This window comes from Anaeromusa acidaminophila DSM 3853 (assembly GCF_000374545.1).
In the GTDB taxonomy this organism is placed as follows: Bacteria; Bacillota; Negativicutes; order Anaeromusales; family Anaeromusaceae; genus Anaeromusa; species Anaeromusa acidaminophila.
Genome location: NZ_KB894589.1, coordinates 51,203 through 68,365, shown reverse-complemented (window position 1 = coordinate 68,365; position 17,163 = coordinate 51,203). Strand labels below are relative to the sequence as shown.

Sequence of the window (17,163 nt, the reverse complement as noted above, 5' to 3'; positions counted from 1 at the left end):
TCAAGAGCTTCGCTATTTTTGCAAAAGTTCCTGCAAATAGCAAATGCTTCTCTGGGAAGCCCCTTTATTTTCGCGGACAATATCCAGTGTCAACGCTTCCATGCGCTGGCGCTCCTCGCTGTCTTGCAGCAAGTGCAATACGGTTTCTGTTAGCTCTTGCGCATCACAGACCGTACTACACGCCTGTCTTCCAGAAAATAAAGCATACGTTTCTTTAAAGTTAAACATATGAGGACCAATTAAAATTGCTTTGCCATGCGCCGCCGGTTCTAAAATATTATGACCTCCATGTGCCACCAGGCTACCGCCGACAAAAACAACATCACCAACACTATAAATGCGTCCTAATTCCCCGATAGTATCCAGAATGACCACGCCGCCTTGCCCGCCCTGATTGGCTTGTTGCGTACGACGACGTACAGGCAATCCCTTCGCCAAACACAGCTTCACCAATTCATCTACGCGTAAAATTTCCCGCGGAGCTAAAATCAAAGCCGCCTGAGGATATTCTTCCCTTATTCTTAAAAAGGCCTTAAGAAGCACTTCCTCTTCCCCTGCATGAGTACTGCCGGCAACCAAAATCGGCGCGTGTCCAGTAAGAGTCAGCTCTTGCTTCAATATTTCTCTTTCCTCTGGCGACACGTGCGTGTAGGTTTGGTCAAACTTAGTATTACCTGTCACTACCACTCTATGGGGATCAGCGCCCAGTTGAATAATATACTGCTCATCAATGGCAGATTGCATACAAAAACGCTCCACCGTGTCCAGCATATCCCGTAAAATGCCTTTAAGATAATGATATCGCTTGACACTGCGATCACTGATTCGTCCGTTTACCATCATCACAGGGATCTTATATTGTTTAGCCGCATACAAGAAGTTCGGCCATAATTCCGTCTCCACCAGCAAAAAAGCTTGAGGCCTCACTTGGGCCAGCACCCTGCGCGGCAGCCATGGTAAATCCAAAGGAAAAAAAATCAATCCATCCACATCCGTCAGAATGCGTTTAGCCATAGAATACCCGCTGGCCGTAACGACCGACACTAAGACCGGCGTTTCCGGCATAGCCTGCTTCAGTTCTTTCACTAAAGGACTGGTAGCAACAATTTCTCCCACCGACGCCGCATGCAGCCAAATGCAATTCTTGTTCGCCACCTTATCCAACGCATGCGCAGGTAAGTACCCGAAGCTCTGTCGCAAACGTTCGCCAAAACCGTCTTGTCGGATACACCGATAAGCAAATACAGGCATAGCAGCTATCACTAGTATAACAGTCATGAGATTGTAAAAAAAGCGCATCGTCTAAACCTCGCCGCTTTCTGCCCCAGTATCGCGAAACTGAACCTGGTACAGCTTCTGATACAAACCGCCTGCCTGCAGCAACGCTTCATGGGAGCCCATCTCTACAATCCGTCCCTGATCCATAACCAAAATACAATCCGCCCGGACAATCGTCGATAGTCTATGAGCGATAACCACCGAAGTACGCCCCACCATCAGCTTGTCCAAGGCTTCTTGCACCAACTGTTCACTCTCCACATCCAACGCCGAAGTTGCTTCATCCAAAATCAGCAACCGCGGATCCCGCAAGATAGCCCGGGCAATCGCAATACGCTGGCGCTGCCCGCCTGAAAGCATGCAACCCCGTTCGCCAATAGGAGTCTCATAGCCTTGGGGCATAGCCGTAATAAAATCATGCGCATTAGCCGCTTTAGCTGCGGCTACGACTTCTTCCTGCGTTGCCTCTAAACGACCATAGCGAATATTTTCATATACAGATCGATTAAATAATACCGTTTCTTGCGGCACAATCGCCATTTGTTCTCGCAAGGACTTCTGCGTTACTGTACGAATGTCAACGCCATCCAGATAAATTGTCCCTTGCTGCGGATCGTAAAAACGAGGTATCAGGGCGGCAATGGTCGTTTTTCCCGCGCCAGAAGGACCGACAATGGCAATCATTTGCCCGGGATTCGCTTCAAAAAACACCTGGCGCAATGCCGGTTCTCCCGGATTATAGGAAAAGTCAACTCCCTCAAACACTAAATGCCCTTGAGAGTTTTGCAATATAACTGCATCTTCTGCATCCTGAACCTCCGGTTGAGTATCGATTACTTCAAAAACACGTTGCGCCGCAGCTAAAGCACGCTGCACTACCCCGTAGGATTTGCTGATTCGTTTGACCGGATTGGATAAATTAACGGCATAAATCAAGAAGGCAATCAACGCGCCTGCCGTCAAATCCCCGTGAATTACTTCCCAGCCGCCATACCAGATAATCAGAGTTACGCCGATCGCCGCCAAAAATTCAATGAGAGGAGTCAGCGTTGCCATAAGCTGAGCGTTTTTCATCTGCGCCCGGAAATTAGAAAAATTTTCTTTTTGAAAGCGTTCAATTTCAAAATCTTCCCGCGCGAAGGACTTGATGACGCGGATAGAAGAAATAGCTTCTTGCAAAACTGAAGTAATATCCGCCACTTTCACTTGCATCACATTGCCGGAAGCGCGCAATTTTTTACCAAATATATTGATAGTTTGCCCCACCAAGGGCACCGTGATGAAGGTAAATAGAGCAAGCTTCCAGTGTAAAAAGAACATAGCGCCAATGGAGCCGATCAGGATAACACTCTCCGTAATCAGTTCAATCAGCGTATCCGCCAACGCCCCTTGTACCGCCGCTACGTCATTCGTAACATGACTCATTATATTCCCGGTGGAATTACGCGAGTAAAAGGAAAGTGACAATCTTTGCAAATGGCGATAGATATCTTCGCGTATATCAATGACAATTCTTTGTCCCACATAGGCCATCAAATAACTTTGCCCGTAGAAGAAAATGCCGCGCAACAAAAAAACCACGACGATGCCGCCTGCAATTAGATTGAGCATCATCATATCTTTTTCGGCTAAGACTCTATCAATCACGTCTTTAATAATCCAGGGAACATATAAATTCGCCGCGGAAGCTAAGACTATGCAAAAAATCGCCATTCCCAGCCTAGGTAAATAAGGTCGCAAATATTTTAACAGCCGCATATAGCTATTCATGGGCTTTCCTCCTGCAGTCGGACGCTTCCGCTAAAATTAAAGCCGCTACACGCTGAACGGCGCCATTTTCTCCCAACTTGCGTCGGACTTCCTCCAAAGAGCGCTTCGTAGCCGCATAATACCCAGCATCCTGCAAATACTTTACTACCTCCGCCGCCAACCGCTGCGGCTGCGCTTCATTTTGGACGAGTTCCGGTACAACCTGACAACCCGCAATAATGTTGGGCAAGCTGATATAAGGCAATTTTACCAACAATTTTCCCAATCCATAGGTCAAGGAATTCACCTTATATGTCACAACACAGGGCAAATTCATCAAGGCCGCTTCCAAGGTCACCGTACCGGAAGCCGCCATGGCCGCTTCCGCTGCTTGCATCCAATCGTACAAATGCTCTCGCACCAAACGAACATGAATGCCAGCTGCTTGAATCGCAGGCTGCACCATGTCTTCCGCTACTGTTGAAGCCAGAGGCAACACAAATACCACTTCCGGCACCGTCGCCGCCACTTGCTTAGCTGCCTGCAAAAACATAGGCAGCAATCCCTTGATTTCTTGTTTCCGGCTCCCAGGCAACAGCAAAACGACTCGCTCCTGCGGTTGCAATTTCAGAAAACCTCTTGCTTCTGCCACATTGCGTTTCGTTCCCACCAAATCGAGCAAAGGATGCCCCACATAGGTCACATTGCCGCCGTAGCGCCGGTACAGTTCCGCCTCAAAGGGGAAAATAGAAGCAATATGATCAACCGAGCGCACAACGCCCTTCGCCCGCCACTCACCCCAAGCCCATACGGAAGGGGCTATATAGGAAACCACTCGAATGCCTTTGGCTTTCGCGATTTTTGCCAAGCGCATATTAAAACCCGGATAATCAATCGTAACTAAAATATCCGGTTTCTCCCGATCCATCGCCGCTGCTAACTCATCGCGCAAGCGAAACAACCGGGGAAGATTTTTAATAACTTCCACTATGCCAATAACGCCCAGGTCGGCAATATCATAGAGAATGTCCACGCCTTCGCGGCGCATAGCCGCACCGCCCATGCCAAATAAACGCACGTCCGGATTCATGGCGCGCAACGCCGCTGCAATGCCTGCGCCATGAAGATCACCAGAGGCTTCACCGGCGGAAAGCATGATTTTACACATGAAACATCCTCCTAGAATCGTTTAAAGAGTACGGAACACAGAGTAACGAAGGAACAGAGAAAACCAAAGAATATATATTCTGGCGGCTTCTCCTCTGAACCTCTGTTACTCTGTGTTTATTCACAATTATTTTACCACAATAGCGATATTGTGCGCATCTGCCAAAGCGATGGCTTCTGCACGGTCTACAAGCAACGTTTTTCCAGCTTCCAACACAAGCGCGGACGCACCGGCTTCAATCATAGAGCGAATGGTTGCCGGACCTGCGCCAGGCATATCAAATCGTTGGTCTTGCTGCGGTTTAGCCGCTTTAGCCACTACAGCGCCGGCGCCGCCGGCTAAAACGCCGCCCCGGCGAATGCAAGCGTCGGTTCCTTCTATAGCCTCTACAGCCATGACGGCTCTATCTTTTACTACGACCGTTTGTCCGATGTCCAGTGCGCCTATTTCTCTAGCCATGGACAAACCAAACTCCATATCCGCCAATTCGCTTTCGGTAGGTTGTCGTTTACTCAAAACGCCAGGCTGCGGCAGCAGCATTTTCAACAAAGCGGTTTGATCCGCCACTTGAATGCCTTCTTGGGCCAATTCTTTCACTAACGCCAGTAAAATGGTATCATCCTTTTGATCTGGCAATGACGTCAACAGCCTTTGAAACCGGCCATCCAACTCTACGGCACCGGAAAAAAGCAGTTCCTTGGTTACTTTTCCAAGCATGGTAACCTGAGAAACCTCTTCTTTACGAAGGGTATCCACTAAAAGCTGCAGTTGACCAACACCAATCTGATAATATACAGAGGCCGCTTCCGCCAAATCGTTCTCTACCGTAGGCAACACAGCAATTGCCACTACCGCCAACCCTAAATTCCGCGCACAGAACGCAAAATCAACCGGCAGTCGTCCGACGCCGGCAAGCAAACCGATTTTCTGCATATTCACCGCTCCCATATCCAAATTAGTACAAAAAAGAAACTAGTGTCTCCAAAACAACAGAAAGAGTTGCTACAGAATACCCTGTACTCTGCAGCAACTCTTTCTCTGCTGCAACTTATTCGCTGCTATCACGGCGCGTACGGCAAATACCTCGCTCCGCATTGCGCAAAAAGCGCAAAAAGTGTTCCACTTCTTCGTAAGCTTCCAGTTCTTGTTCCATCATCGCAATCGCTTGATCCAGAGACAAGCCGTTCTTGTATAAAATCCGATACGCTTTTTTCAATTCGCGCCGCGCTTCTTTCGGTACACCCGCTCTAGACATGCCTACGCTATTCAAGCCCGCTACCTTGGCCGGATGCCCATCAGCAATCATAAAGGGAGGTACATCTTGAACCACTTTGGAAGCTCCACCAATCATGGCATTACGACCAATTTTGACAAATTGATGCACCCCTGACAAGCCGCCGATTACAACGCGATCTTCCACAATAATATGTCCTGCCAAAGTAGCTGCATTAGACATGATTACGTGATTTCCTACTATACAGTTATGCGCCACATGCGTATAGGCCATCATTAAGCAATCGGATCCAATGCGTGTTTCTTCGCCTTCGCCTGTTGCCCTATTTACTGTGGTAAACTCGCGCAAGGTCGTCCGGTCGCCAATAAATACATAGCTTTTCTCGCCCTTGAATTTCAAATCCTGCGGTTCCGCCCCAATGGAAGCGCTTGGAAAAATAACGCAGTCCTTGCCAATGCTGGTCCAGCCGTCAATCACAACGTGGGGGCCTATTTTCGTCCCATCGCCAATCACTACATTTTCACCAATGACAGCGTACGGGCCAATTTGTACATCTTTACCAAGACGCGCATTGGGATGAACCACTGCCATCTCGTGAATCATACGCAAAGGTACTACTTTATCCGTTTGCATAATGTGACAACTCCTTCTGACTGAGTCTCTGCCAATACTGTTACAACATTACTATCAGGCTGTTTTTCTGCTCTTATATTCCGACTGCTCAGTCAAATAGAAACGTCATCATTTTTTGCAAAAAAAGCCTTTACGATGAACTACACCGTTCTAGTTTTCTATATCTAGTCAACATCACTGTTTTTCTTGTTATTTATGTTTTTTATTCTTGTTTTTCCGACAACGCAAACATAAATTCCGCTTCCGCTACCAGTTGGCCTTCGACAAAAGCCTCTGCACGCACCTTGCCTACGGAACCGCGCAGACGGGTTACCTCCGCTTCCATACGAACCTGATCGCCAGGTACAACAGGTTTACGGAACTTAACGCCTTCCATACCGGCAAAATAAGCAATCTTCCCTCGGTTTTCTTCGGGATACAATAGCGAAACCCCGCCAACCTGCGCCATAGCCTCCAGCAGTAATACCCCTGGCATAACCGGCTTGTTCGGAAAATGCCCCTGAAAAAAAGGCTCATTGGCAGTCACATTTTTTATGCCAACGCCGCGTTTGAGAGGCTCCAGCTCCAAAATGCGATCTACCAGTAAAAACGGATACCGATGGGGAATAATTTCCTTGATTTCTTCAATAGTTAATACCACTATGCGCAACCTCCCTGTCTGGCCGCAGCAATTAACTGCGACAACTTTGTATTCAATGCATGTCCGGATGATACCGCCACTACATGGCCTCTGATTGGACCGGCCAATGCTAAATCGCCAACTACATCCAGTACTTTATGCCGAACTAATTCATCCGTAAAACGCAGTTTGTTAACGGCGCCATTTTCATCATATACTGCAGCGTTTTCCATGCTGCCGCCCAAAGCCAAACCTTGGGCCTGCAACGTTTCTATTTCATGTACAAAACCAATCGTCCTCGCTGGGGCAATCTCACACCAAAACAACTCCTTGGTAATTTCAACATCAGCAAATTGAATTCCAATCGCCTTGTGCGGATTAACCGAAGTAAAAGTAATACGAAACCCATCATACGGCAAAATAGAAATAAATCGTTTTTCTTCCCGCACAATGAGCGCCTTTTCTATCGAGTAAACTGAACGTAAGGATTGCTGCTCAGCCCGCCCCGCTTCGGCTAAAAGCTCCAAAAACGGCAAGGCGCTCCCATCCGCCACAGGCGGTTCCAACGAATCAATTTCAATAAGACAATTATCAATGTTCAACGCAGAAAATGCCGCCAAGATATGCTCTACTGTAAATACCTTGGCTTCCCCCTCTTCCAACGTCGTCGCCCTCATGGTTTGCGTTACACAGGCTGCCTTCGCCGGAACGCGAGGTCTGCCGGATAAGTCCGTCCTTTCAAAAATGATTCCCGTATTTGCAGGGGCTGGCAAAAACCGCACCTTCACTTCCCGTCCAGAATGCAGGCCAATCCCGCTATAGGATACTTCCTTTGCCAGGGTATTTTGTAGTTCCATGATTCCTCCCAAAAGCATTAAGCCTTTGTTTATTCTAGCGGATTTATGCGTGCAACGCAAGACTTTCTGTCTTCTCTCCATGTTTCCAGCGATTATGCAGCCAAAACCACTCTTCCGGATACTGCCTAATGTGCTCTTCTACGCACTTCGTCAACACTTGCGTTGTCTGTTGAATTTCTTCTTTTTTATTTCCTGTCTTTTCAACAAATACAGGCGGATAAAGCCAAGCATGATGCCGTCCATCCGCCTCTTGCGTAATAAAAGCAGGCACAATTGGAATCTGGCGCATACGTGCCAAATGAGCCGCTCCGGATGGACTGGAGGCTTCACGTCCAAAAAACTGCGTCCGCACGCCTTCCGGTCCTGCATCCTGATCTACCAATAACCCGATAATGCGTCCTTCGTTTAAAAGTTGAATCATTTCCTTTACACCCGTTTTATACGTCACATGCATGCCGCTTTGACGGCGATATTCATTAATAAAGCGGTCCATCGCATCATTCGTCTGCTTCTGTACCACTGCCACCAGCGGAAAGCCTCTCTTCGCCAAGGCGGCTCCCAATAGCTCCCAGTTGCCGCTATGAGCCGTCGCCAAAACCACGCCTCTACCCAAAGCCAAGGCTTGTTCCAGATATTCTACACCGCTGAAGGATATCCAGCTATCAAGAGGCTGCTTCAATACAAGCGGCACACGCAGCACTTCCACAAACATAGGCCCAAAACGCGCGGCGCTGGCACGAGCTACGCGCTCCGCCTCCGCTAACTCAACTCCCAGACTCAGTTGAATGTTTTCAATAGCCATTTTTTTTCTTTTTTGCGGCGTTAGTTTCCAGGCTATTTCTCCCAGATAGCCGCCCCATCGCTTAGCCGTCACTGTAGAAAGGGAACATGCTAAACGGCTTAGAAGCTTTACAGCAAAATATAACATTGGACACTCCTCGATTAAAATAGGTTTGAATTAACAGGAGTAAAGGGAGTAGATGGAGGGCTACGATAGAGAATATTGAACAAGAGAACCAGAGTCACGTGAGGGTACGCACGAGGGCTAAGTAACTTTTGTCATTGCGAACGAAAAATCCGCAATCCTCATTCGTGCCCTCAGATTCTCCCGAGACTCCTGTTAAAATTCCCATTCCCACCCCTGCCCTTTTAACATAAAACATGGCGGCCGAAGCCGCCATGTTTTTTAGTACGTATAGCTTCCGCCAACATAGCTTTTGCCTGCGTAGTGCCCAGCATCTAAACGAAAATCAGGCCCCAGTGAAACGCGAACCCCAGCCCCCCATTGTCTCCCGTCTTGCTCTAAGAGCAACTTAGTCTGCGGCAACAAAGGCGCTTCTAAAGCGCCGAACAAGCCATGATACCGTCCATTGCCAACACCGGCGTGTAAGCGCAACCCGAATGGCAATCCCTTGCTGGCAACAACATAAGCAGTCCGTTGCTCTTGTGCGCCAACATCCTCCATGCCAATCGCAATGCCGGGGCGCAAAATCTGTTCTTGCGCCAAAGCCCATTTTACATTCCACTGCACGGCAGCGCCCTGGTTTCCCTCTGTACGATGCAAGGCACCCACTTCCAGCGCCTGCCCCAAACCGAAAACAACTACATCTCTTTTTTCTCCAGGCCGATTATAGCGACCAATGCTGAAGCTGTTTACAGTAAGCACATCAGCGCTGACTACATTCGCCCCTCCGGTGCTTCCCTGCAAGGTCGGCGCCGCTTCTGCCTTGCTAAAAATAAGTGCTGCAAACAACACAGTTAGACAGGCCAACAATATCCTACTCCACTGCCTCATGTCACGTCTGTGCTTTTGGCTGTTCATGCTTTCGACTCACCAATCCTAAGCTGAGCTAACTGTTTTTCCAATTCCCGAACTCGTTTTAGCAGTTCTGGAACTTTAGTAACTGCCGCTTCATTTTTCAGCCACTCTTTGTACGGGCGCGCCGGGAATCCGCCACAAAAAGAATTGCTGGCAATATTGCCAATCGGAGCCGAACGCGCCGCAAAAACGCAATTGTCACCAATGGTAAGATGACCGGCACTGCCGGATTGGCCAGCAAACGTAACGCGACTGCCAATTTTCGTACTGCCGGCGATACCAGTCTGCGCCACAAAAAAACAATGCTCTCCAACTTCCACGTTATGCCCAAAATGCACTAAATTATCAATTTTCGTCCCTTGCCGCACAACAGTCCACCCCGTTGTCGCCCGATCCAAGCAGGTATTAGCGCCGATTTCCACATCGTCTTCAATACGCACGCCTCCAACTTGCGGAACTTTGCGATGCCTGCCGTCTACCGTCACAAACCCAAAGCCATCACTGCCGATGACAGCGCCACTATGTACAATAACCCGATCTCCTAGTTCACAGCCTTCGCGAACCGTTACATTGGGATACAGAATGCAGTCACTCCCCACACTACTGCCAACGCCAACATAGCTATGAGGATACACGATGGTATTAGCGCCAATCGAGGCACCGGAATCAATTACCGCACAAGGCATGATCGCAACATTATCGCCCAATACCACATTCTCCGCCACTACAGCTGACGGATGTACCCCCCGTTCCACCGCAGAGCTCGGCGAAAAAAGTTCCAACAAGATTGCAAATGCAGCACGCGGGTTATCAACTCGTACTACAACTTTAGGAAAATCAGCATCAACATCTTTGGCTACCAAAACAGCGCCAGCGCGGCTCGCCGCAGCCTTTTCCAAATGAGGCGCTACGGCAAAAGTAATATCTTCCGGCCCCGCCTCTTCAATATTGGTCACACTGTTAATCGCTAATGCAGCATGTGCTTCATCAATGATTCCATCTACCAACTTGGCAATTTCAGCTAATGTTTTCATTTTTACCTGGCCTCCGTTATTGGAGACGTTTGAGAACTTCGTCCGTAACGTCAATGCCGCCTTGGGCGACTTCTCGTTTATACAAAATAACAGTCAGTTTCTTTTCCTGAGCAATTTGCTCCAGCGTCTTTTTTAAATCGCTTTCAAACTGTTCGCCAACTTGCTTCTGCAATTGACGATATTCTCCCGCTAAAGCCTGCTGTTTCTGCTGCGCTTCCGCCGAGTCGCCGCTTTGTTCTTTTTGCATTTTTTCCATAATTTCTTTTTCTTTGGCGTCCAATTGATCCTGCAAGGTTTTGACTTTAGGACTTTCCTTAACTACTTTCTCCATATCCACAAAGCCCACTGTAGGCTGGCTGCTGCAGCCGCCAATCAACAAAACTGCAAAGCATAGCGCCAAGACCAGTGCCATCGTACGTTTCTTTTGCATCATGTCCATCATACTCCTCGTCACTCTAAAATAGACAGCATCCGCTCTCACGGATGCTGTAAGGCTTGTGCTACCCATTCCGTAATATCTACCGCTTGCATGGCTGCAATCGGTTTTTTCAAGACAATATCCACACCGCGCGCACTAGCGATGCGCCCCGCCCGATCCTGAACTTCCTCTTGAATGAGACGTTGCATTTCTCGCCATTCTATTTCTTGCTGCTGCAACGTTTCTTCCAAGTCCCGAATTTGCCCTACACGTATCTCGTTAGGCGTTATCGTTGATACGTTTGAAGCTTCTACTTGCGCTACAGGGGTTTGTCTGGCAACGGCTTGCTCTTGCCGAATCGCTTCCCTCAAGGGCGCCAGCGCAACAGTAAAGCGCGTCGCTAACTCCGCCTCTTTTTGAGCCAGACGTTGCTGCTGCAGTTGCTGTACTTGCGCTAACTGCAACCGAAGAGTTTCCGCCTCTTGGGGCTGCAACGATACAATACGCAGCTTTAGTTGCAGGGAAACCACTTCCGGATCCAACTCCCGATGTACCTCTTCCCCGTACGCCTTCATTTCCTGATCCAGCTCTTTTCGCAGATTTTTGGCCCGTTCCTGGAGCTGTTGCTGCAATTCCGCTTCTTTTAATGACTGTGTTGCCTGTGCTACAGCCGGCAGAGCCGGCAGAGCCGGCAGAGCAAGAGTCTGTATGTCGTGCGCCGCTTGCATCATCAAAGACTGCTTCAGCCACTCCAGCTTCTGCTTTCCAGCCAGCCACGCCGTCTTTTTACTTTGCCATGCCAGATACTTGGGGTGCGCCTTCATTACTTTTTCTTCGTCCAACACCGCCCAAACCGTCGCCTTTGCTTGTTCGGAAGCCGATTGGTTTCCGCAGGCGCTCACTGCCACCGCAAGCAGGATTAGAAATACCAATAGAATTCCTCGTTGCTGCCGGCTTTGTTTGGACATCATTCAGTTCCTCCAGTTGGACTTTTCATAGTAAGGAAGGACCGAGTCGAACAAAGGATCGGCTCGGTCAAAAATCTTATTTGAATTTTTTAATAACTTCGTCAGTAATGTCTTGTCCGCCGTAAACAACATTGCCTTTGTCAATGACAATGGCCAAGCCCTTAGCATCAGCCACAGCCTTAACCGCTGCGGTTACTTTGTCGTTGACGCTTCCCAACAGAGATGCTTTTTTCAATTGCAGACGTTCTTGGATCTGCATGTAATAATCTTGTTTTTCCTTGTCGTTCATGGTAGCCGCTTTAGCGTCGAAATCTTTTTTAGCTTGCGCGACTTCGTCTTCAAAGGACTTTTGCGCTACCGCATAATCGGGATGCTGCGATACCAGCATGTCATAATTGACAACCCCAACACTACCCGAACCAGCTGCCGCTGCATGACTTACGCTGCCGGACTGCGACACCGCCAAGCCTACTACGCTGAGTACAAAGAAGGCTACAATAGCCAGGGAAATCATACGAATCTGACGTTTTTCCAATTTCATCATTTTTAAGTTTCTCCTCTCTTAATCGGAACTCATTCATTATTATACCAGGGCCTCTGCCGGCTTTCAAGAAAAGAAGATAGGGGATACGAGACAATTTAACAAGGGTAGAAGGAGGGTGCGAATGAGATCTTAATGCAGTAACTCCAAAAATTAAGGAGCCGCTGCTTTAACGAACGCTCCGGCAAATAGAGAAATTTTTTCGTTAGACGCGAAAGAAAACGCAGGCATAGCGGCGCTCTGCCGAGGCTTTCTGACAAAGTTAAATGGAAAAAGAATCTATTGGCGGGAGATGTGAGTAAAGCAATGACTCCTGATCAAAAAGTCGCAATAAGACGCAGCCAACGTTCCTCGTTCGTAAGAACGTATTCGGCACTTAAGAATTCATGCAACCGATAGCGCACTCCTAGTTCGCTGGCATGCTGATCTTCATACCTCTCTAGGCGCAAACTCCAAGGTCCCCCCAATTGCTGGCGCATCCAGAAAATCTTCTCGCCGTCTTGAAACTTATATTTGACTCCCGCTTCTGTCTGTGAGGACACTTGCCAACCCAAACCAGAATACCAGCGATTCTTTACATCGTTAGGAAAAAAGTCGCCTTCCAAAAAAAGTTCGCCCTGCGGCGTTGCCTTCCAGCCGGCATGAAGCCGCACGCGCGTTGCTTCATCTTTTTTTCCCATATCCAGATAGCCTTCAGCAAACATGCGATAATAACGACTTTCCGCATCCAGCACCACTTCTGTTACCGGACCGGTTCGCACTTCTACCAAGCGCATTTGCAAGCCCAGCTGTTTCACCCACGCATGGGTTGCCGCCTTAAGCAGCAATTGTTCAGCCAGCGCTTTCTCCTGTCGAGCCACAAAAGAAACAGGCAGTTGCAACCAGCCTTGCCCCTCCTGCTCCAGATCTTTTTGCACAGTATAGAGCAATACATTCGGCAAGCTGCGTGATCGCAAGGTAACTTTCAATGCGTGTACCAGCGGGGCTCTGGGAGTCATTGTCAGTTTCACTTGTGTCGTTTTAGCAACCGAAACTTCTACTTCCGGCCGAAACTCAGGCAATTGATCTTCAAACCATTCTCTCACTACCGTACGCACCAGCCCTGCGCCCCAGTCAGCTGCATCTACCGGCATACCTAGAAGCACTTCATCTACTACCTTTTTTAAGGTTTCTACCTGAAAACGCAATGTTTCGCGCCCTCTAGAAGGAAATCCGCTATCGTCCCAAGTCAAATCCGTTTTTTCTACCACATCGCCCCAAGGAGTCAAACGCAAAGAAATTTTTGTTTCTTCTCCCAAAGAAATACTAGCTGCTTCGACGGAATAGCCAATTAAGATTCGATCAAACACTTCACAAATCATGCGCTCGTAAGCAGCTCGCTTCGGTTCGATCATTGCTATCGGTCGGCCCATCAGCACTTGCGACGCTACCGCTTGCACGCTGGCCTGAATACGCAAGGCTAGTCTGGCTGGCAGCGGCTGCCCCTTGTCATCACTGACAACAACAATGGATTGAGAAATGACTGGTTCCGCCGCCCAAGCAGGGATAATTCCTATCCACAGCAACGCCAGCACTCCCAAACACAGTTTCAGCAGCCGCTGCTTCATTAGAACTGTCCGCCAAAGCTAAAGTGAAATCTACTTGTTTCATCACCTTTACCATAATCTAAACGCACAGCGCCTAGCGGTGTATTCACGCGAAGCCCCACGCCAACACTCTTCTTCCATGTATTATCTCCGCCAACGCCGGACCACGCGCGGCCAGCATCTCCAAAGACTACGCCATACACTTTCTTGGCAATAGGCACTCGATATTCCAACGTCGCCGCCCACATCTTATTTCCCTTAAACTGATCATCTAAATAACCGCGCAGGGTATCCGAACCTCCAAGAGCAAAACGCTGACTATCCGGCAATTCTCCGTTCGCCCAGCCAACCATGCCACGAAAGGCCAATACATGGTCGCGTCCCACCTTACGATAGGTGCGCAATTCCGATCTGTACTTTTTGAATGAAAAGTCGCCTCCCAGGCCAGCAAATTCGCTTGACACCGAAAAACGACGTCCTTCGGTCGCGTTGAAAATATTATCTCGATTATCAAAAACGCGTTGGAGAGTTACGCTGTTAGTCGTCCCATAGTTGCGCACCAAGTAGTCGGCATTAAAGTTTTGATCATACGTAGACGAACCAATCGTAGCTTGATAATCAACTGGTCCTTCTTGATACCCCATGTACGTATCCGTCCGATGCTTAAGAGTCACATAATTACGAACATATTCCCCTTCCGGACGTCCCAACGTCACCTCTACCCCTTTACGCCGCTTATCATACGTAGACCGTTTCGTATCGGTATTATCATAGTAATCCGTATACTCGTTAGTCATATCATATAAAGTAAAGCTAAGAGACGTTTCTTTATCATCCACCCAGGGACGAGTGTAACTGAATTCATAATTCTTATTTTTCCGGTTAGTATTGCTGGCTCCTTTGCCCCCAATTTCCCAGTGAATCTTAATTTTATCTCCAGTCCCTCGGAAGTTATTGTCGCCAACTTCTAAAATTCCTATGGTCCCGTCTGTTTTACTGTAACCAGCACCGATGGTAAAAACGCCTGTTTTTTGTTCCACTACATCAATTTCAATAATTACCGCATTAGGTTCACGCCCAGGATTGAGCTTGAAATTCACATCCTCGAAAAAGCCGAGATTATAAATGCGCTGCAGGCTTCGTTTTGCCAATTTGCTGTTAAAAGGCTCATTTTTCTTTAACTTCATTTCCCGAGTCACTACATAGCTTTTTGTTTTTTCGTTGCCTTTGACAATAATATCTTCCACGATACCTTCATTAATGCTTACTTTCAATACGCCATCTTTATCTAAAGACAGATCGCTGACTTTTGCCAATATGTAGCCTTCGGTTTTATACAACTCCTCAATGGCCGCAGCATTCTCTTGCAATTGCTTCGCGTTCAGTACTTTCCCTTCCGGCACCGTCATTAAAGCTCGCAGCTTGTCTGTAGCAATCTTGGTATTACCTACTATGTTAATCTTATTCAGCACGGGATTTTCCCGCAACACATAGACAACCTGTACGCCTTCCGGCGCTTCTACAAAGGTTGCTGTTACATCTGCAAACCAACCGCTTTCATACAAGCTTTTTAAGTCATTTTGAATTGATGCCGCTTTCCAGGAATCTCCCGGTTTCACTTGAATGTACTGCAACAATTCATTGTCCTTTACCACTTGATTGCCATGAATTTTCACAGCGCTAATTGTTCTGCCGGTATAATCCGCCGGTTTCGCAGGCGCGGTCGCCTCGGGAGCAACCGCTTCGGTAGCCGCCTGTGCTACCTCTCCATCAACCATCCACAGCCCTCCTGACAAACATGCCGCCAAAAGGATTTTACTATATTTATGCTTTTTATTCATATATGTCCCCCTATCCGTCTATTGACCCGCGCCGCGTAGCGCCTTGCCGGCGGCTCGCAACGCTTTTTGCATTTCTTCCGAAGAAACGCTTTCGGCTTTAGCCGGTTTAGTCGCTTCCTCCGATTTCTTCTCTTCTTGAATAACCGCTGCTTCTTTCGGCTTTGCCAAAACTACTGGAGCCGTTTCCACATTGAGTCGAGGTTGTTGGGCCGCGCTAACTACAACTAGGTGTTCTGGTATTTTACCTATTTCCAAATTACTAGTACGCGAAGGAACAATGCTCTCTGTACCTACTACTGTAGAATCAGTCGCATGTTGTTTCGCCAAAAAAATTCCAGCTCCTGCGGATAAAGACAATAGTACGGCAAAAGCCATGGCCAATCCTTGCCATCCCCAGCGCGGTTGCAACCAAAAGGGAAGCTTTCTGCTTTCACGCGCATGCTGCAATTCCGCCTGTGCCAAAAGCAAGTTTAACTCTCCCTGCATTTCTTTCTTTTTTCCAAAGGATTCTTCCGCTTGATGCAACCACTGTCTAGCGGTTGCTAAGCGATGGCATAACTGAGTTTTCGATTGCATCTTTTCCACCTGCCTTCACATGCGACTATATAGTCCCCAAAAAGCATCCTTCTTTCATCTCTAAAAAACAAGCAAAAAACAGATTGAACAAGCAAAAACAGTAGTTATTGGCAATTTTTATTCGATTCTATACTTCTTTTCTTCCTCCAGCTTTCCATTTACCAGTGCTGCATAAAACGAGAAAGCATGCCTCGAATTCTCCGCACCCCTTGCTTCTGCAAACGATATATGTGCGAAAGAGTCACATTTAATTCTTCCGCCAATTCTTTTGCTTCGCAATCCCGTAAAAAAATCCCGCTGACCACTTGTTGTTCTTTTTCCGGAAGACGTCCTAACGCCTGTTGCACTTGGCCGACTAAAAATCGCTGTTCCACTTGCGCCGCCACCGCCGGACCGATATCCAGCAATTGCTCCGCCAAGGTAGCTCCATCCGCATCCACCCAGGGCAAATCAATGGAGGCAGCCACTTGACGCCCTTCTTTTTCCAAATAGTTTAACATGCGGCCTCGAATGCGGTGTACTGCAAACAAGCTAAAGGCTATTCCTCGCTTGGCATCAAACCGTTCCGCCGCTTCGATCAAGCCTACCGTTCCTTCCTGAATCAAGTCCATCTTTAATTCAGCCGAGACTTGAAATGACATGGCCGTCTTGAAAACCAAGGGTTGGTAGCTTTCAATCAATACTTTGCGGCTAGATTCATCGTCCTCGTCGCGCCATTTTCGCCATAAATGTTTTTCTTCTTCCGGCTCCAAAAGACGCACTTGCTGCAAGGCCTCTAAGTACTCTTTCATGTCATCCCTCCTCTCTGCCAAATTTTCTTTATTTTACCACATTCAATTTAG

General features: G+C 48.0%; 17 protein-coding genes. All 17 read right to left on the bottom strand.

Annotation, left to right across the window (positions count from 1 at the left end):
* Window positions 1–12: 12 nt before the first annotated feature.
* A complete protein-coding gene (locus C508_RS0107400; protein ID WP_018702911.1) occupies window positions 13–1,299 on the bottom strand; it encodes a 3-deoxy-D-manno-octulosonic acid transferase in 1,287 nt (428 codons plus the stop codon).
* 3 nt (window positions 1,300–1,302) lie between these two features.
* A complete protein-coding gene (locus C508_RS0107395; protein WP_018702910.1) occupies window positions 1,303–3,048 on the bottom strand; it encodes an ABC transporter ATP-binding protein in 1,746 nt (581 codons plus the stop codon).
* Complete coding sequence (gene lpxB / locus C508_RS0107390; protein ID WP_018702909.1) at window positions 3,041–4,195, bottom strand: lipid-A-disaccharide synthase; 1,155 nt, start codon at window positions 4,193–4,195, stop codon at window positions 3,041–3,043. The genes C508_RS0107395 and lpxB overlap by 8 nt, the downstream gene beginning before the upstream one ends.
* 126 nt (window positions 4,196–4,321) lie before the next feature.
* Window positions 4,322–5,128, bottom strand: coding sequence for an LpxI family protein (locus tag C508_RS0107385; protein ID WP_018702908.1), 807 nt, complete (start codon window positions 5,126–5,128; stop codon window positions 4,322–4,324).
* 115 nt (window positions 5,129–5,243) lie between these two features.
* A complete protein-coding gene (gene lpxA, locus C508_RS0107380) occupies window positions 5,244–6,062 on the bottom strand; it encodes an acyl-ACP--UDP-N-acetylglucosamine O-acyltransferase (RefSeq protein WP_018702907.1) in 819 nt (272 codons plus the stop codon).
* Between the two features lie 202 nt (window positions 6,063–6,264).
* Window positions 6,265–6,702 carry a 3-hydroxyacyl-ACP dehydratase FabZ gene (gene fabZ / locus C508_RS0107375; protein WP_018702906.1) on the bottom strand — a complete coding sequence of 146 codons (438 nt, stop codon included), beginning with the start codon at window positions 6,700–6,702 and terminating at the stop codon, window positions 6,265–6,267.
* A complete protein-coding gene (gene lpxC / locus C508_RS0107370; protein ID WP_018702905.1) occupies window positions 6,702–7,538 on the bottom strand; it encodes a UDP-3-O-acyl-N-acetylglucosamine deacetylase in 837 nt (278 codons plus the stop codon). The genes fabZ and lpxC overlap by 1 nt, the downstream gene beginning before the upstream one ends.
* A 43-nt stretch (window positions 7,539–7,581) precedes the next feature.
* Window positions 7,582–8,466 (bottom strand): lysophospholipid acyltransferase family protein, encoded by an 885-nt coding sequence (locus C508_RS0107365; protein WP_018702904.1) that lies wholly within the window; start codon window positions 8,464–8,466, stop codon window positions 7,582–7,584.
* Window positions 8,467–8,724: 258 nt separating this feature from the next.
* Window positions 8,725–9,309 (bottom strand): YjbH domain-containing protein, encoded by a 585-nt coding sequence (locus tag C508_RS0107360; RefSeq protein WP_169342520.1) that lies wholly within the window; start codon window positions 9,307–9,309, stop codon window positions 8,725–8,727.
* A 47-nt stretch (window positions 9,310–9,356) separates the two neighbouring features.
* Window positions 9,357–10,391, bottom strand: coding sequence for a UDP-3-O-(3-hydroxymyristoyl)glucosamine N-acyltransferase (gene lpxD, locus C508_RS0107355; RefSeq protein WP_018702902.1), 1,035 nt, complete (start codon window positions 10,389–10,391; stop codon window positions 9,357–9,359).
* Window positions 10,392–10,407: 16 nt separating this feature from the next.
* Window positions 10,408–10,824: an OmpH/Skp family outer membrane protein gene (locus C508_RS0107350; RefSeq protein WP_018702901.1), complete on the bottom strand. Its 417-nt coding sequence runs from the start codon at window positions 10,822–10,824 to the stop codon at window positions 10,408–10,410.
* A gap of 44 nt (window positions 10,825–10,868) precedes the next feature.
* Complete coding sequence (locus C508_RS0107345) at window positions 10,869–11,780, bottom strand: hypothetical protein (RefSeq protein ID WP_018702900.1); 912 nt, start codon at window positions 11,778–11,780, stop codon at window positions 10,869–10,871.
* A 73-nt stretch (window positions 11,781–11,853) separates the two neighbouring features.
* Window positions 11,854–12,321: an OmpH/Skp family outer membrane protein gene (locus tag C508_RS0107340; protein WP_018702899.1), complete on the bottom strand. Its 468-nt coding sequence runs from the start codon at window positions 12,319–12,321 to the stop codon at window positions 11,854–11,856.
* 314 nt (window positions 12,322–12,635) lie between these two features.
* Complete coding sequence (locus tag C508_RS0107335) at window positions 12,636–13,925, bottom strand: hypothetical protein (protein ID WP_018702898.1); 1,290 nt, start codon at window positions 13,923–13,925, stop codon at window positions 12,636–12,638.
* Window positions 13,925–15,745: a BamA/OMP85 family outer membrane protein gene (locus C508_RS0107330; protein WP_039797037.1), complete on the bottom strand. Its 1,821-nt coding sequence runs from the start codon at window positions 15,743–15,745 to the stop codon at window positions 13,925–13,927. The genes C508_RS0107335 and C508_RS0107330 overlap by 1 nt, the downstream gene beginning before the upstream one ends.
* Window positions 15,746–15,763: 18 nt before the next feature.
* On the bottom strand, window positions 15,764–16,321 hold the full coding sequence (locus C508_RS0107325) for a hypothetical protein (RefSeq protein WP_018702896.1): 558 nt from the start codon (window positions 16,319–16,321) through the stop codon (window positions 15,764–15,766).
* Between the two features lie 158 nt (window positions 16,322–16,479).
* Window positions 16,480–17,112, bottom strand: a complete 633-nt coding sequence (locus C508_RS0107320; protein WP_018702895.1) for a sigma-70 family RNA polymerase sigma factor — start codon at window positions 17,110–17,112, stop codon at window positions 16,480–16,482.
* Between the last annotated feature and the right edge of the window lie 51 nt (window positions 17,113–17,163).

Excerpts from the sequence above, each read along its gene's own strand:
- lpxB (WP_018702909.1), bottom strand. The coding sequence starts at position 4,195 with ATGTGTAAAATCATGCTTTCCGCCGGTGAAGCCTCTGGTGATCTTCAT.
- C508_RS0107325 (WP_018702896.1), bottom strand. The coding sequence starts at position 16,321 with ATGCAATCGAAAACTCAGTTATGCCATCGCTTAGCAACCGCTAGACAG.
- C508_RS0107365 (WP_018702904.1), bottom strand. The coding sequence starts at position 8,466 with ATGTTATATTTTGCTGTAAAGCTTCTAAGCCGTTTAGCATGTTCCCTT.
- C508_RS0107330 (WP_039797037.1), bottom strand. The coding sequence starts at position 15,745 with ATGAATAAAAAGCATAAATATAGTAAAATCCTTTTGGCGGCATGTTTG.
- C508_RS0107340 (WP_018702899.1), bottom strand. The coding sequence starts at position 12,321 with ATGATGAAATTGGAAAAACGTCAGATTCGTATGATTTCCCTGGCTATT.
- lpxA (WP_018702907.1), bottom strand. The coding sequence starts at position 6,062 with ATGCAAACGGATAAAGTAGTACCTTTGCGTATGATTCACGAGATGGCA.
- C508_RS0107400 (WP_018702911.1), bottom strand. The coding sequence starts at position 1,299 with ATGCGCTTTTTTTACAATCTCATGACTGTTATACTAGTGATAGCTGCT.
- lpxC (WP_018702905.1), bottom strand. The coding sequence starts at position 7,538 with ATGGAACTACAAAATACCCTGGCAAAGGAAGTATCCTATAGCGGGATT.
- C508_RS0107350 (WP_018702901.1), bottom strand. The coding sequence starts at position 10,824 with ATGATGCAAAAGAAACGTACGATGGCACTGGTCTTGGCGCTATGCTTT.
- lpxD (WP_018702902.1), bottom strand. The coding sequence starts at position 10,391 with ATGAAAACATTAGCTGAAATTGCCAAGTTGGTAGATGGAATCATTGAT.
- C508_RS0107320 (WP_018702895.1), bottom strand. The coding sequence starts at position 17,112 with ATGAAAGAGTACTTAGAGGCCTTGCAGCAAGTGCGTCTTTTGGAGCCG.
- C508_RS0107395 (WP_018702910.1), bottom strand. The coding sequence starts at position 3,048 with ATGAATAGCTATATGCGGCTGTTAAAATATTTGCGACCTTATTTACCT.
- C508_RS0107335 (WP_018702898.1), bottom strand. The coding sequence starts at position 13,925 with ATGAAGCAGCGGCTGCTGAAACTGTGTTTGGGAGTGCTGGCGTTGCTG.
- C508_RS0107345 (WP_018702900.1), bottom strand. The coding sequence starts at position 11,780 with ATGATGTCCAAACAAAGCCGGCAGCAACGAGGAATTCTATTGGTATTT.
- C508_RS0107385 (WP_018702908.1), bottom strand. The coding sequence starts at position 5,128 with ATGCAGAAAATCGGTTTGCTTGCCGGCGTCGGACGACTGCCGGTTGAT.